Source organism: Empedobacter sp. R132-2 (assembly GCF_030324375.1).
GTDB classification, from domain to species: domain Bacteria; phylum Bacteroidota; class Bacteroidia; order Flavobacteriales; family Weeksellaceae; genus Empedobacter; species Empedobacter falsenii_B.
The window spans coordinates 134,358-148,307 of the sequence record NZ_JACAGG010000002.1 but is presented as its reverse complement, the minus strand read 5'-3'; the positions used below and the strand labels follow the sequence as shown (position 1 = coordinate 148,307).

Below are 13,950 nucleotides of genomic sequence, written 5' to 3'. Positions count from 1 at the left end.
ATCTTTGAGTCTATTTTAATTTATAAAAATAAACGATCTAAACGATGTCAAATATCTTATTAATCGAAGATGAACAGGCAATCCGCAACGTTTTGAAAAGCATTTTAATGGACGAAAATCCAAAATGGAATGTGGATGAAGCTGAAAACGGAGCTGTTGGGCTTGAAAAAATAAAAGAAAAAGAATACGACTTAATTATAAGTGATATAAAAATGCCATTGAAAGATGGAATGGAGGTTTTATCGGAAGCGATGGAATATAATCCAGACCTAACAATGGTGATGATTACGGGGCACGGAGATGTTGATTTGGCTGTAGATGCGATCAAAAAAGGTGCGTACGATTTTATCTCAAAACCACCAGATCTTAATAAATTATTGACGACTGTTCGTAATGCTTTAGACCGTAAATCGTTGCTATCTTCGAACAAAGAATTGAAGAAAGAAAACAAAGCATTAAAGAAAAAAGTTGCTAAAAAATATGAAATGATTGGTGATGCTCCTGCAATTGCAGAAGTGAAACAAATTATAGATAAAGTGGCTGCTACAGATGCTCGTGTATTGATTCTTGGTCCAAATGGAACAGGAAAAGAGTTGGTTGCACATCATTTACACGAAAAAAGTAATCGTAATGTAAAACCTTTAGTTGAAGTAAATTGTGCTGCAATTCCAGCGGAATTAATTGAAAGTGAGTTGTTTGGTCACGTAAAAGGATCATTTACTGGAGCTGTTAAAGACAAACAAGGTAAGTTTGAATTGGCAAATGAAGGAACAATTTTCTTAGATGAAATAGGGGATATGAGTCTTTCTGCACAAGCAAAAGTTTTGCGTGCGTTACAAGAAGGAAAAGTATCGCCAGTTGGCTCTGAGAAAGAGATTAACGTGAATGTTCGCGTAATTGCTGCAACAAATAAAGACTTACGAAAAGAGATTGAAGAAGGTCGTTTTCGCGAAGATTTATACCATCGTTTGGCGGTAATTATTATCAATGTTCCAGCGCTTAATGATCGTAAAGATGATATTCCTTTGTTGGTAGAACATTTTGTAAAAGATACGACAAGTCAAAAATCTTTTGATAATTCGGCTTATGATGCGTTGAAAGAATTGGACTGGACAGGTAATATTCGTGAGTTGAGAAATGTTGTTGAACGTTTATTGATTTTGGGTGATAATCCAATTTCGAGAAAAGACGTTGAGCAATTCGTGAAAAAATAATTCATCTCAGATGAAAAAAATTGTCTTTCTTCTATTTATCAGCCAATTCTTTTTATTTTCATGTAAAAAGGATAATGTAGAAGTTGATAAAAGTTCGGATGGTTTATCGCATGAAGATGTATTGTCTTTAGAGAAAAATTCTGTTTTTACGAGCGAAACGCTTATTTACAAAGGAGTTTTTGAAGGAAAATATTTTGGAGATAAAATCGTTTTGAAATTAGCAGATGACAAATTTACTGCTGAATATAAAGGTCAATCTTATGATGGAGAATTGTTCAAAAAGGATGATGGATCGTTGATGGAAATCGATTCGAAAAAGAAAAAATTACCTTTTCAATTTTTACGTTGGTCAGACAATTCGGAGATTATGATTCTCAACGAAGATGGAATGGCTGATGATAATGGTGAAAATTATTTAACAAGAATTTCAGACAAATGAAAATAAAATTTACGTGGATTTTAAGTCTTATTGCAATTACTTTTTTAGTAAGTTGTAATTCTTCTTCAGCCAGTAAAAATGATGAATTAGGAAAACGTTTTTTCGAAAATTATTCATCTCGAAAAGATTACAAAAAAATGTTATCTTTTTACAATGATAGTTTGCTGTACGAAAACGTGGCGCAATATTCAGGAGGTTCTACGGTAGATCCGCGTTATTTATTGAATGATATTATTCGTTGGAGTGATCAAACAATGCAATATGAAAACAATAAATTATTGAAAGTAAATGAATTATTTTCTAACGATTCGATGATTATTGCAAACGGAGAATTTTCGCCTTATACCTATAATGGAATGAAGTTTCCAGCGATGAAATTCACGACATATTTGTATTTAGATCAAAATTCGAAAATCAAAAAACAAGTTGATTGGTTTAATTATCCAATTGAGGATATTATAGAGTTGTATCAATTGCAACAAGGTCAAGACAAAATAAAACTAGATAAACAATAGTTTTTAGTAAATCCAGTTAGAGTTTTTTAACTGGATTTTTTTATTTTTAGATATGATAAGAATTGCCGTAGAAAATGATATTCCTGAACTGAAAAGAATGATGATAAAATTGTTACAACATCATCAAGAGTTTAATGCATTGTATCAAATAGATTTGACCTACAAACATGATATTGATGATTTTTTCAAGGGAATTTTACATCAACAGAATATAAAAATATTTGTAGCCGAAATAGAAAATCAGTTGACGGGATATATTATTTGTTCGAAACATCTTCGTCCGAAATATTTTGTGATTAAATCAAAAGGAAGAATAGATTCGTTGTATGTTGATGCAAATTATCGCAATCAAAACATCGCTTCTAAATTGGTTAAAGAAGCGATAAATTTCTTGAACGATCAAGCATATATTGAATTAGAATTTACAGCTGAAAATCAATTTGCAAAAGGTTTTTGGCTGAAAAATGGTTTTGAGATTTTGAATCATCAATGTATTTTGAAATTGAATTAATATCAAATAAAAAAGCTCCAAAATTTTGGAGCTTATAATTGTTATTTAGCTATTATTGTTCTGAGTTAAAGTAGACTTTATAATAATACATTTTCTTTTCTTCGTCAAAACCGCGCTCCAAATATTCTTCGGCTGCATCAGGATTTGTCAAATCTAATTTGATGTTAATCTTTGTATCTAGTTTTATTTCACTTTTAATTTTCTTTGATTCTTTCATCAAAGTTGGAACTGAAACTTCGAAAGCTTCCACAAATTCAACACGATTATTTTCGCTATAATCTTTCTTATATTCTTTGAATTCGTCAATAATTTCGAAAGGTTTCAAAACTTGATCCTCAAAAATTTCATTCGTTACAACTTCATTTGAATTCAATACATTTATCGAATTTGAGATAAATTCGGCTTGTTGTTTTTTGTCCGTTTTATCCAAAAGAAAATCATTCGAGAAATCTGTAATCAACTCCATATATTTCTTTGTATGGTAATTGTTATCCTTAATCAAATCAATTTCCAAGAAATTTTTCTTCCAATATTCTGACTCCACATTTTTATCATCGATAGAGTAGACGCGGAAACCTTCGTCGCGATAAGCATCAAGAATAAGACAGGCTTTGTCGATTCCTTCTAACTTGTAACCTTTCCAAATGTTGTAATCTAAACCACGCGATTCGTCGAAACGCAAGAATTTTTTCTTATTCTCTAATTTATAAATTCCAATTCCACGACAAGGAATTCCGTCGAACATCATATTCTCGAAAAGCGCAATAAAAACTTCACCACTTTTGATCTGCGGATGCAATGATTTCTCGTATAAATGACTTAAAACTTCTTGCGAAAAATCGATAAAATCTGTTTCTTCATCAAACATTTGCTTGCATTGATTATACAAAACATTAAATTCTAACTTTTCTGTATAATGCGTGAAACGATTAATTTCGAGCGTTTTTTTGAACGGACTTAATAAGAAAGGAACCAATTGTTCTTCCTTAGATTCGTCGTATTCTAGTGTTTTATCGGCAAAAATGTTAGCTTCTTCTCGAACTTTATGTCCAACTTTTTGTAAACTAATAAAGGCGATGTAAGCATTTTTAACGTCAATCATTTTATATAATTTCTTAAAAACAAAAGTAATCAATTCACAAATCAATACAAACGATGTCAGGAATAAAAATATTTAACAAAATTGTCAAACAAAATTGTTAATGCAATTCCTTGAATTTGAATAGCTTATAAATTATTTTGATTATTATAACATTTTCTATGGTTTAAACTTATAATTATGGCACGGAAATAGTATTAGGAGAAATGTCTTAATTTATTAAAAAGTTGGATGATGAAAAAAATTAGATTTACACTTTTAGGAGTAGCTTTTACAGCCATGTTAGCTGTTGGTGTAAATGCTCAAGATAGAGGTCAAAGAGGTGGTGAGAGAAGTTCTTCTTCAAGAGAAGCAACTTCAAGAAGTCAAGGAAATGGACGCTCTGAAATGGCTAGAACAGAAAATAGAACTAGTCGTATTGAAGGAAATAGAACAGAAAGAATAGATCGCGGTAATTCTACGAATGAATCTTGGAAAAACTCTACAAATAGAACAGAAGGTGAAACTAGTACACGTATAGATAGAAATAATACTGCTATTGTAGGTAGCAGACCAAGTTCTAATAAAGATTGGAATAATAGTAGAAAATAGCCAAGGAAATCAAGGCAATAGATCTGAGAGTTTAAAAAACAGAGATTTCTACAACAATCCAGTTCGTATAAATTCTAGCTCATACAACAGAGGAAACCGACCAGTTTCTAATGTGAATGTAAGAAACTATAACAAGTATTCGTATAACAGTTATAACTTCTACGGAAACAATGGTATTTACTATCGTCCTTATAACAATGGATATGTGAGATATATGCCATATGTAGGATTTAGAATTAATATTTTACCAGTAGGTTATGTAACAATTAATATTGGTAATAGAAATCCATATTATTTCTACGAAGGTGTTTATTACAGCCCAAATAGAAATTATTATGAAGTAGTTCAAGCTCCACTAGGTGCTATCGTATATGCGTTACCAGCAGGATATGAAAGAGTAGATTATGGAGGAGAATATCTGTATGAATTTGGAGGTGTTTTGTACCAAAAAATTTACAATAGAGGAACAAGAGCTTATCAAGTAGTAGGTTATTTAGATTAGTATAGGTTTTAGTAGTTAAGTAAAAGCCCAAACAGATTGTCTGTTTGGGCTTTTTATTTGTAGCGAAGAGCAGAATCGAACTGCCGACCTCAGGGTTATGAATCCTGCGCTCTAACCATCTGAGCTACCTCGCCTAAATTTTAATTTTTGCAAAGGTAATTTTTTTTTGATTTTATAACAAAACTTATTTTGATTTTCTTTGGTAGATACAATTCATTTTATATCTTGCGACTTCAATAAAATAGAATTATGCCAAAAAAGAAATATCAAGTAGAATTTTCAATCAAGTCTTCACCGTCTTTGCTATATAACTATATTTCAAACCCTTCTGGTTTATCAGAATGGTTTGCAGATAACGTAAATTCTCGTGGAGAAAAATATACTTTTATTTGGGATGGACACGAAGAATCTGCATTTTTGATGAAATCTAAGCAAGATGGATACGTGCGCTTTCAATGGGAATATGATGAAGATACAAAATATTTCTTCGAATTAACAATTGTAGAAGACGATTTAACGAACGATGTATCATTAGTTATTACAGATTTTGCTGATGAAGACGAAGTAGAAGAATCAAAACAATTGTGGGAAAGTCAAATTGAAGATCTAAAAAAAATCTTAGGATCTGTTTAAAATCTATTATTTTGAAAATTAACTTAGGTGGCGTTATTGTCGAAAAAGCAAATGCAGAAATAGGAATTCAGAACAGAGCTTTTCGTAATGGTGATGCTGTAAAAGAAATTTTGCGATTTGTAAATGGTGAAATTATTGATTGGGAAGATCATTATTTCAATTTAATGGCTTCTATGCGTATTTACCGCATGAATATTCCGTTAGATTTTACACCAGAATTTTTTCAAGAACGAATCAATTTATTAGCAGAAGCAAATCAGACCAAATCAGGGAAAGTAGAATTTTTTGCGTTCAGAAATGATGAGGAAGATTATCTAAAAGCATCCATCAATTATTTGATTTCCATTGAAAATAGTGAAAATGATTGGGAGTTTTTACAAGCTGAAAACGAAATTGATGTTTACAAAGATTATGCGATCAATACTGCATTTTATTCACTCGTGAATACGTATCGTCCAGAAGAAAATATTGCAGAAATCTATCGTTTAGAGAATGATTATGCTGATATTATTTTGGTAAATGCAAACAAAAAAATGGCGCGTTCTTTACGAGGAAATATTTTTGTTGTGAATGGAGAAACGATTCGTACACCGAAAAAAGAAGAAGGTGTTATTACTAGTGTTTTGAGAAATAATTTCATTACAAAAATTAATAAAGCCGAAGAATTTAAAGTAGAAGAAGTCGAAATTTTTCCATTTGAAATTCAGAAGGCAGAAGAAGTTTTCATTTTGATTGATGGAATTGGAATTTTACCAATTACCAAAAATCGTAAAAAAGAATACACTTTAGACAAAACAAAATCGATTTTTAAGTATTTATAATTGATTAATTCATAGAAGGATCAGCGGGGGTGTTTAGCCAAATTAAGTTCTCACCTCCAAGCTGTTTCATCAATTTTTTCCACAAATCAGCATCCCAACGCTCAAAAATATCAAAATCCAAATCCGTTACAGCCCACGAATTATTGTTTAATTCATCTTTGATTTGCTTTGGTGCCCAACCACAATATCCAATAAAAAATTTGATTTCTTCTTGAGTAATCAAATTCTGATTTACTGCATCACGCACATCTTCATATACGCCAGACCAATATAAATTTTTAGTAATTTTTTCACTATTTCTGATTAAATCAGGTCGTTTGTGAATATAATAGATGTTTTCTTTATCGACAGGTCCACCTTCAAAAACAATAGATGCAGACTCCATTTCAGATACAAAAATACTAATCGGAATATGAGAAGAATGATTAAGAATAAAACCAATACTTCCAGATTCTAAGTGTTCTGTAATTAAAATTACACTTCTCTGAAAAATATCGTTACTTAATGTTGGTTTTGCGACCAAAATAACTCCTTTTTTTATACTTTTGATAGACATTTTTGTTTCGGTTTTGTTACGTGAAATCTTAACGAAATATACAATTAGCTGTTTAAAAATATAAAATAATCATTAATGAAACAAGATTTAAGTTATAAAAGAAAAGTTTACGAAAAACAGTCGATGAATTTTGATTCGTTAAGAGAAAATCCGATCGAACAATTTCGTGATTGGTTTCTGCAAGCTGAAGAATCGGATGGAGTGGATGAAGCAAATGCGATGTCTGTTGCAACGATTGGTGAAGATGGATTTCCGAGAACGCGTGTTGTTTTATTGAAAAGATATACGGACGAAGGTTTTATTTTTTATACGAATTACAACAGTCAGAAAGGAAAAGCTTTATTAGAAAATCCGAAAGTTTGTTTGTCATTTTTTTGGCCATTTCTAGAAAGACAGATTATTATAAAAGGTGTGGCTGAAAAAACTTCGGATAATAATTCGGATGGATATTTCGAAACACGTCCAAGAAGTAGCCAGTTAGGCGCTTGGATTTCGGCGCAAAGTTCTGTGATTGATGAGCACGAAGATTTAGCGACAGAGGAATTGGAATTAGAAAAAAAATACGAAGGAAAAGAAATTCCTCGTCCAGCACATTGGGGAGGTTTCTTGATTCGTCCAACTGAGATAGAGTTTTGGCAAGGACGTCCAAGTCGTTTACACGATAGAGTTCGTTATGTTTTACAAGACGATTTTGATTGGAAAAAAGAGCGTTTAGCACCTTAAGATATAAAACAAAAGCCTCTAATTAAGAGGCTTTTGTTTTTGATGTATAGTCTAATAATGGTTCGTATTCTTTTAGGAAAGCAGCTTTTTTTTGAAACAATAAGTTATTTGAAACTTGATCTACAAAGTATAAATTTTCGATTAAATTTTCAAAAGCATTGTTGTTATAACCTGTAGAGTCAAAAAAGAAAATCCAATCTTCATCTATAAAATATTGTGCATTTTCAATTTCTCGAATAGTTATTTTTTCCTTTGCGATTTCACTTTGTAGAATATCTTTTGTTACATTTTTAAGTTGCTCTATTTGATTATTCAAAACTGTTAAAGCTTCGATTCTTAGCTTTTCATGAATGGGTTTTGTTGCAAAATTAATATGAGTTCTAATTTCATTTACCAATTGAATATTTGCTGATAAATCTGCTTCAACTTTGATGCAATCTTCTAACAAAATAGTTTTTTGTTCATCTAAATTAGATTTGAAAAATATTTTGATATTGTCTAAATATTCTGAGAACTCAGCTTCTTTTTCCTTATTTATTTGCTCTAATTCTTCTTTAACTTTCAGTACATCTTGTTTTTTATTGTAAACAACATTGTTGTATTTGAATGGTTGCGGCTTTTTTTGACCAGTAAAAAAATCTAATTGAAGTAAATCAATTTGTAAAGCTAAATATTGTTTTGCAACTAAAATATTTTCATCCGAAAACAATTCATTCGTAGGAATATTTTGTTGTTTATTCGTTAAATCAACTTCTTTAATTCGATCAAAAGGTAAATCATAATTTGTAAAAAAATGATTGTAAACTTTAGGGTAATTGTATTTATTATAAATGGTTTTAAACGTTTCAATAAATTCTGAATTATTTATTTCATTAACACGGTATAAATTTAATTGAAAGAAAAAATTGAATGTAAATTCTTCTTCAAATTCATTATTTTTTTGAAGTAATGTAATTGCTTTTGGAGATTTATCTATTTCAGAATGATGATTTGTAGACGCTATATTTGCCAAACGTTTGTCCATTTCTGGATGTGTCGACCATAAATCTTCAAATTGTAGTAAAGAATGATTTTGATTAAATTCATTAATTCCAACAATAGCTAAATTATTTTCTAAAAAAAGTTCGTAATCATCGATATAAAAGTCAACTAATTGATTCATGTTTTGATAAATATTAGTCGAAAACTTTTTATCATCTTGTAAATTTGTATAAAAATTAGCTAATTCTTGGTAAACAAATTGATACAATTCTATTCTCAATAATGGTTTGCTCATCGTCTCAATTCCCACAACATTTGTTGCAATTTGATCAGCATGAAATTCCATTTCTCGACTTAATTTTAGATAATTGAATTCTAATTTTTTGTGAATTATTTTCAAAATAGATTCAATCATTTTATTGTAAGCAACAGCGCCCATTGAAATAAAACCAACAATTCCATTAATTTGGCCTAAATTATCAACATCAAATTTTAAGGTTTGATTACTGTATAAAATATCTTCCATAATTTTGGTCGCATTTCCAACATGGCTACCAATTGTCATTGATTTTTGAGAAAAATGCCCAAATTCGTGCGCAATAATTCCTTTTAACTCATTTTGAGAAATACCATGAAGCAAACCAACGCCAATGGATAAGTTTTTTCTTGTTGGAAAAACTAAACTTTGCAAATTGTTCGAATAGGAAACATATGCATTTACATCATCAATAATAAATACTTTTTTGGGATGTTTTGTGCCAACTTTATCTGCGGTTGCTTTTATTAATTTGAATAATTCTGGTTGATCCGTTTCAAAAATTTCAATTCCATTTGTAGCTGTTTTTTTGAAAATATTTAGAATAAATTTAATATTATAGTAAACGATTAAACCTCCTAAAGCCAACAGTCCCAAACCTAAAAAAATGGTAATCCACATTGGTTTAGCAATGACGATAGCGATTCCTCCACAAACACAAATTATGAAAATGATGATGCTCAAAATTGTAGAAAAGAAGAGAGTAATCAAGAAAAGAGCAATCCATACTGCCGATTTTTTTTGCGCCTTTTTGTACGTTTCGGAAACGTTTATTTTAAAAGAATTCATAGTGTTAATTAAAGTTTCGAATATAAAAAAACCTGATGAAATTTCATCAGGTTTTTTCTATATCATTTTATTGTTGATTATTTATTAAACTCTTGTGCAGTTTTACGAATAATCGCTAAACATTCGTGTAATTGTTCTTCGTTCATCACTAAAGGAGGAGCGAAACGAATGATGTTTCCGTGTGTAGGTTTGGCTAATAATCCGTTGTCTTTCATTGCAACACAGAAATTCCATGCTGTTTCAGATTCTGGTGTATCGTTGATTAAAATTGCATTTAATAAACCTTTTCCACGAACTGATTTGAATAATGGAAATTCTTCAGCCATTTTCGTGATTTCTGTTCTAAAAATTTGTCCTAATTTTTCAGAATTTTCAGCTAATTTTTCGTCCAAAACAACTTGCAAAGCTTCTGTAGCAACAGCCGCAGCTAATGGATTACCTCCATAAGTAGAACCGTGTTGTCCTGGTTTGATGACATTCATTATTTCATCATTTGCTAAAACTGCAGATACTGGATAAGCTCCACCTGAAACGGCTTTACCTAAGATTAAAACATCAGCATCAATATTTTCGTGATCGATTGCCAACATTTTTCCTGTACGTGCGATTCCTGTTTGAATTTCGTCCGCGATAAATAAAACATTATGTTGTTTACATAATTCTTCACAAGCTTTCAAATATCCTTCAGAAGGTACATTAACACCAGCTTCTCCTTGAATTGGTTCTACTAAGAATCCACAAATTTTATCTGCTTTTTCTTCTAAAATTTGTTTCAAAGCTTCAACATCATTGTATTCTACAGCTTCGAAACCACTTGTGTAAGGATTGAAATTTTTACGTGCATCTTCATCATTCGAGAAAGAAATAATAGTAGTTGTACGACCATGGAAATTGTCTTTACATACTACAATAATCGCTTCACCAGTTGGAATTCCTTTCTTTTCGTAACCCCATTTACGAGCAATTTTTAGCGCTGTTTCTACAGCTTCTGCACCCGTATTCATTGGCAATACTTTATCGAAACCGAATAATTCTGTGATAAATTTTTCGTATTTTCCTAATTCCGCATTATAAAAAGCACGAGAAGTTAACGTTAATTTTTCGGCTTGATCTTTCAACGCTTTAATAATTCTAGGATGACAGTGACCTTGATTAACAGCTGAATAAGCTGATAAAAAGTCGAAATATTTTTTTCCATCAACATCCCAAACGTAAACACCTTCACCTTTTTCCAATACAACTGGAAGTGGGTGATAGTTATGCGCTCCGTATTTTTCTTCTAATGCAATTAATTCTGCTGATTTTTCCATGTAATGATTTGTTATTGTTTGTTCGTAATATTTTATAAAAAAACCGACAAATAATGGTCGGTTCTATTTCGTTTCTAAATTTTTCTCAATTAATTGAATATCTTTTCCAAAGAATTTTTTTGCCACTTTTATAATATTATCTGTATTGTCAGAAATATAAAATGTATAGTTTGCAACAGTATCTTTCGCAGCCAATTTTCCTTCTTTTGCCAATTGATAAATTACTTGATTCACGACAATTAAAGGTGAATTTACGATATCAACTTTTCCTTCAAATACTTGATTGATTTCTTTTTCCAGATGTGTATAATGCGTACATCCTAAAATAATCGAATCAATTCCTTCTAATTTTTTGTTCAATAAATACGTTTCTAAAACTGCTTTAGAAATCGTAGAATTTGTAAAACCCTCTTCGATAACAGGTACTAAGAGAGGAGTAGCCATTTCAATAACCGTAATATGTTTATTTCGACGACGAATTGCTTTCTTGTACGCGCCCGAATTTACAGTTGCTTTTGTTGCAATAACACCTATCTTTTCTCTTAATTCGAACGAAACTTTCTCCGCAACAGGCGAAATAACATCGATAACAGGAACATCTTTTCCTGCAGCTTCTCTAATTTCTTTCAACGAATTAGCGGTTGCAGAATTACATGCAACTAAAATCGCTTTACAATTATTGTCTATTAAAAAATTAGTAATGTCTACCGAAAATTGTGTAATCGCTTCTTTCGATTTTTCTCCATAAGGCAAATTTTGAGTATCGCCAAAATAGATCAAACTTTCGTTTGGTAGCAGACGTTTTATTTCTTTTGCAAACGTCAAACCACCAACTCCAGAGTCGAAAACACCAATTGGTCTGTTATCATTCATATCGCAAATTTAACAAATTAATTGATGTAAAATAATCTAGAAGCAATTCCGTCTGCGAAAAATTTTGCTTCGGGTTTCAAAATAATTTTATTTTCTTTCTTTTCGACTAAATTTTCGTTGATTAATTGATTGAGTTCTTGATGAAAAGAATTAACTAAAGGTTGAGAAAATTCTGAATTAATTCGATTTAAATCTATTCCATAAATTGTTCTCAATCCTATCATTATCATTTCATTAAATTTTTCTACTTCATTTAAAACTTCAATTTCTTGAGGTAGATTATTTTCGTTGATAGCTTGTATGTATTTAGAATTATTTGCAATGTTCCAAGCACGAGTTTTTCCGTTATAAGAATGCGCAGAAGGTCCAATTCCTAAATAATGAATTCCTTTCCAATAATTAGAATTGTGTAAAGAAAAATACTCTTCTTTTCCGAAATTGGAGATTTCATATTGAATAAAATCATTCGAAGTTAAAGTGTCAACTAAAAGTTGAAATTGTTCGTTTTGACGATCTTCATCAACCGGTTTTGTGATTCCTTTTTTGATTTGATGATCTAAAATTGTTTTTTCTTCGACTGTTAACGCATAAGAAGAAATATGTGGAACATTCAGCTCAATTGCTTTTTGCAAATTTTGCTTCCACATTTCGTTGGTTGTGGTCGTAGAACCATAAATCAAATCAATAGTGATATTTTCGAAACCAAAATCTTGCGCCAATTTTATCGAAGTTTCAGCTTCTTGTGCATTATGTGCGCGATTCATTAATTTCAAATCTTCTTCAAAAAATGATTGAACACCAATCGAAAAACGATTAATCGGAGTTGATTTTAAGAAATTAAGTTTTTCTTTATTCAAATCATCAGGATTCGCTTCGAGTGTAATTTCCTTTAAATTTTTGGTTGAATAATTTTTATAAATCGTTTCGAAAATACTTTCTAATTCAATTTCGGACAGGATAGAAGGTGTTCCTCCTCCAAAATAAATCGTTTCTAAAGGTGTTGAAATTTCATCTTTTCTGATCTCAAGTTCTTTATTAATTGCTTGAATTAAATTTGATTTATGTTGAAGATTTGTCGAAAAATGAAAGTCGCAATAGCTGCATTTTTGTTTACAAAACGGGATATGAATATAAATTCCTGCCAAAATATTATGATTTGAAGCAAAATTATAATGAAATTATAGGCTAAAAAAATTGTTATAAAAAAAACTAAAAATTAATATTGGTTTTGTAAATAAATCTTATATCTTTATCAACGAAAATAAAATACTATGAATAAAGGAACTGTAAAATTCTTTAATGAAGAAAAAGGATACGGATTTATTAAAGATGACGAATCAGGAAAAGAGTACTTCGTACACGTTTCTGGTTTAACAGACAAAGTAGCTCAAAACGATAAAGTATCTTTTGACTTAGAACAAGGAAAAAAAGGCATCAACGCCGTTAATGTGAAAGTAATCTAATTAATATATTATCTCAACATATTTCTTGTAAGCGACCTATTTAGGTCGCTTTTTTTATTCTTTGATTTCGTCGCTATTTTGATAAAACTCTGCATCACGAAGCAATTCATTCACGAAATGATACAATCTTCCTAGCTGATATTTTGCCAAATAATGACCATATAAACTCGCTAAATAGGTTCCTAAAGTAATCAATAATGCAATAGGAATACTCCAAATCCATACACTATTTCCTTGTACAATATATTCGGAAACCGCATAAGAGCCTAAGGTGATAAAAATAGCTCCGCTCAAACCATACAAAAATGCGAAAAATGTCCAAACATTAGAAGGCGGACCAATAATTCCTCTTACAACCAAATAGTTAGGATGATCATCGTCATCTTCAATTCTGATTTGTAATTGCGGGTGCCAATATTTATCCTTGTCTTTGCGGACACGAATCATCGCAACTTCCTGATTGGCATAACCTCCGTATTCAGTAGAATTTGTTTCAAGGTGTTTTTTGATTAAATCAATAAATTCTTGTTTTGATAAATGCGTAAAAACCTTAAAACGTGGTCGGCTTAAAAGAGATTTAATTGGAACTTTTTGGCTCATATTCTATTACTTTC

17 protein-coding genes and 1 tRNA gene are annotated in these 13,950 nt (G+C 30.7%); 10 read left to right on the top strand and 8 right to left on the bottom strand.

Annotated elements, in window-relative coordinates; genetic code table 11:
- The first annotated feature begins 44 nt into the window (after nt 1-44).
- From HXZ69_RS02410 to HXZ69_RS02395, 4 genes are read left to right on the top strand one after another with little or no spacing between them, the layout of a single operon-like run.
- Nucleotides 45-1,214: a sigma-54-dependent transcriptional regulator gene (locus tag HXZ69_RS02410; RefSeq protein ID WP_286494887.1), complete on the top strand. Its 1,170-nt coding sequence runs from the start codon at nt 45-47 to the stop codon at nt 1,212-1,214.
- A 10-nt stretch (nt 1,215-1,224) separates the two neighbouring features.
- Nucleotides 1,225-1,653, top strand: a complete 429-nt coding sequence (locus tag HXZ69_RS02405; protein ID WP_280048904.1) for a hypothetical protein — start codon at nt 1,225-1,227, stop codon at nt 1,651-1,653.
- Nucleotides 1,650-2,168 carry a hypothetical protein gene (locus HXZ69_RS02400; protein ID WP_280061529.1) on the top strand — a complete coding sequence of 173 codons (519 nt, stop codon included), beginning with the start codon at nt 1,650-1,652 and terminating at the stop codon, nt 2,166-2,168. The genes HXZ69_RS02405 and HXZ69_RS02400 overlap by 4 nt, the downstream gene beginning before the upstream one ends.
- Nucleotides 2,169-2,220: 52 nt before the next feature.
- A complete protein-coding gene (locus tag HXZ69_RS02395) occupies nt 2,221-2,679 on the top strand; it encodes a GNAT family N-acetyltransferase (protein WP_038330524.1) in 459 nt (152 codons plus the stop codon).
- Between the two features lie 52 nt (nt 2,680-2,731).
- On the opposite strand, the gene HXZ69_RS02390 is transcribed toward HXZ69_RS02395, so the two are convergent.
- Nucleotides 2,732-3,781 carry a nucleoid-associated protein gene (locus HXZ69_RS02390; RefSeq protein ID WP_280045571.1) on the bottom strand — a complete coding sequence of 350 codons (1,050 nt, stop codon included), beginning with the start codon at nt 3,779-3,781 and terminating at the stop codon, nt 2,732-2,734.
- 231 nt (nt 3,782-4,012) lie between these two features.
- On the opposite strand from HXZ69_RS02390, the gene HXZ69_RS02385 reads away from it, so the two are divergent.
- Both HXZ69_RS02385 and HXZ69_RS02380 read left to right on the top strand, forming a co-directional pair.
- The gene (locus HXZ69_RS02385; protein WP_286494886.1) at nt 4,013-4,369 is read left to right on the top strand and encodes a hypothetical protein; all 357 of its coding nucleotides are present in this window, start codon (nt 4,013-4,015) and stop codon (nt 4,367-4,369) included.
- A gap of 112 nt (nt 4,370-4,481) precedes the next feature.
- Nucleotides 4,482-4,871, top strand: a complete 390-nt coding sequence (locus tag HXZ69_RS02380; protein WP_280035869.1) for a DUF6515 family protein — start codon at nt 4,482-4,484, stop codon at nt 4,869-4,871.
- A gap of 60 nt (nt 4,872-4,931) precedes the next feature.
- On the opposite strand, the gene HXZ69_RS02375 is transcribed toward HXZ69_RS02380, so the two are convergent.
- Nucleotides 4,932-5,005 (bottom strand) — tRNA-Met (locus HXZ69_RS02375).
- A gap of 115 nt (nt 5,006-5,120) precedes the next feature.
- On the opposite strand from HXZ69_RS02375, the gene HXZ69_RS02370 reads away from it, so the two are divergent.
- Together HXZ69_RS02370 and HXZ69_RS02365 are read left to right on the top strand one after the other, a co-directional pair.
- Nucleotides 5,121-5,504 carry an START-like domain-containing protein gene (locus tag HXZ69_RS02370; RefSeq protein ID WP_038330532.1) on the top strand — a complete coding sequence of 128 codons (384 nt, stop codon included), beginning with the start codon at nt 5,121-5,123 and terminating at the stop codon, nt 5,502-5,504.
- 11 nt (nt 5,505-5,515) lie between these two features.
- Nucleotides 5,516-6,325, top strand: coding sequence for an aminotransferase class IV (locus HXZ69_RS02365; RefSeq protein ID WP_286494885.1), 810 nt, complete (start codon nt 5,516-5,518; stop codon nt 6,323-6,325).
- A 4-nt stretch (nt 6,326-6,329) separates the two neighbouring features.
- On the opposite strand, the gene HXZ69_RS02360 is transcribed toward HXZ69_RS02365, so the two are convergent.
- Nucleotides 6,330-6,881 (bottom strand): YqgE/AlgH family protein, encoded by a 552-nt coding sequence (locus HXZ69_RS02360; protein WP_286494884.1) that lies wholly within the window; start codon nt 6,879-6,881, stop codon nt 6,330-6,332.
- A 75-nt stretch (nt 6,882-6,956) separates the two neighbouring features.
- Between HXZ69_RS02360 and pdxH the strand changes: the two genes are divergently transcribed.
- Nucleotides 6,957-7,604, top strand: a complete 648-nt coding sequence (gene pdxH, locus HXZ69_RS02355; RefSeq protein ID WP_221855228.1) for a pyridoxamine 5'-phosphate oxidase — start codon at nt 6,957-6,959, stop codon at nt 7,602-7,604.
- A 22-nt stretch (nt 7,605-7,626) separates the two neighbouring features.
- Here the strand turns inward: pdxH and HXZ69_RS02350 are convergent, their stop codons facing one another.
- The 4 genes from HXZ69_RS02350 to hemW all read right to left on the bottom strand — a co-directional run bounded on the left by HXZ69_RS02350 (nt 7,627) and on the right by hemW (nt 13,018).
- The gene (locus tag HXZ69_RS02350; protein WP_221855226.1) at nt 7,627-9,690 is read right to left on the bottom strand and encodes a M48 family metalloprotease; all 2,064 of its coding nucleotides are present in this window, start codon (nt 9,688-9,690) and stop codon (nt 7,627-7,629) included.
- A 77-nt stretch (nt 9,691-9,767) separates the two neighbouring features.
- Nucleotides 9,768-11,000, bottom strand: coding sequence for an ornithine--oxo-acid transaminase (gene rocD, locus HXZ69_RS02345; protein WP_115000400.1), 1,233 nt, complete (start codon nt 10,998-11,000; stop codon nt 9,768-9,770).
- Between the two features lie 63 nt (nt 11,001-11,063).
- A complete protein-coding gene (gene murI, locus HXZ69_RS02340) occupies nt 11,064-11,873 on the bottom strand; it encodes a glutamate racemase (protein ID WP_125349482.1) in 810 nt (269 codons plus the stop codon).
- 17 nt (nt 11,874-11,890) lie between these two features.
- Nucleotides 11,891-13,018: a radical SAM family heme chaperone HemW gene (gene hemW / locus HXZ69_RS02335; RefSeq protein WP_115000397.1), complete on the bottom strand. Its 1,128-nt coding sequence runs from the start codon at nt 13,016-13,018 to the stop codon at nt 11,891-11,893.
- 126 nt (nt 13,019-13,144) lie between these two features.
- Here hemW and HXZ69_RS02330 point away from each other — a divergent pair, with 126 nt between their 5' ends.
- Nucleotides 13,145-13,336 (top strand): cold-shock protein, encoded by a 192-nt coding sequence (locus tag HXZ69_RS02330; protein WP_038330556.1) that lies wholly within the window; start codon nt 13,145-13,147, stop codon nt 13,334-13,336.
- A gap of 54 nt (nt 13,337-13,390) precedes the next feature.
- Here the strand turns inward: HXZ69_RS02330 and HXZ69_RS02325 are convergent, their stop codons facing one another.
- Nucleotides 13,391-13,936: a hypothetical protein gene (locus HXZ69_RS02325; RefSeq protein ID WP_115000395.1), complete on the bottom strand. Its 546-nt coding sequence runs from the start codon at nt 13,934-13,936 to the stop codon at nt 13,391-13,393.
- Nucleotides 13,937-13,950: the final 14 nt, after the last annotated feature.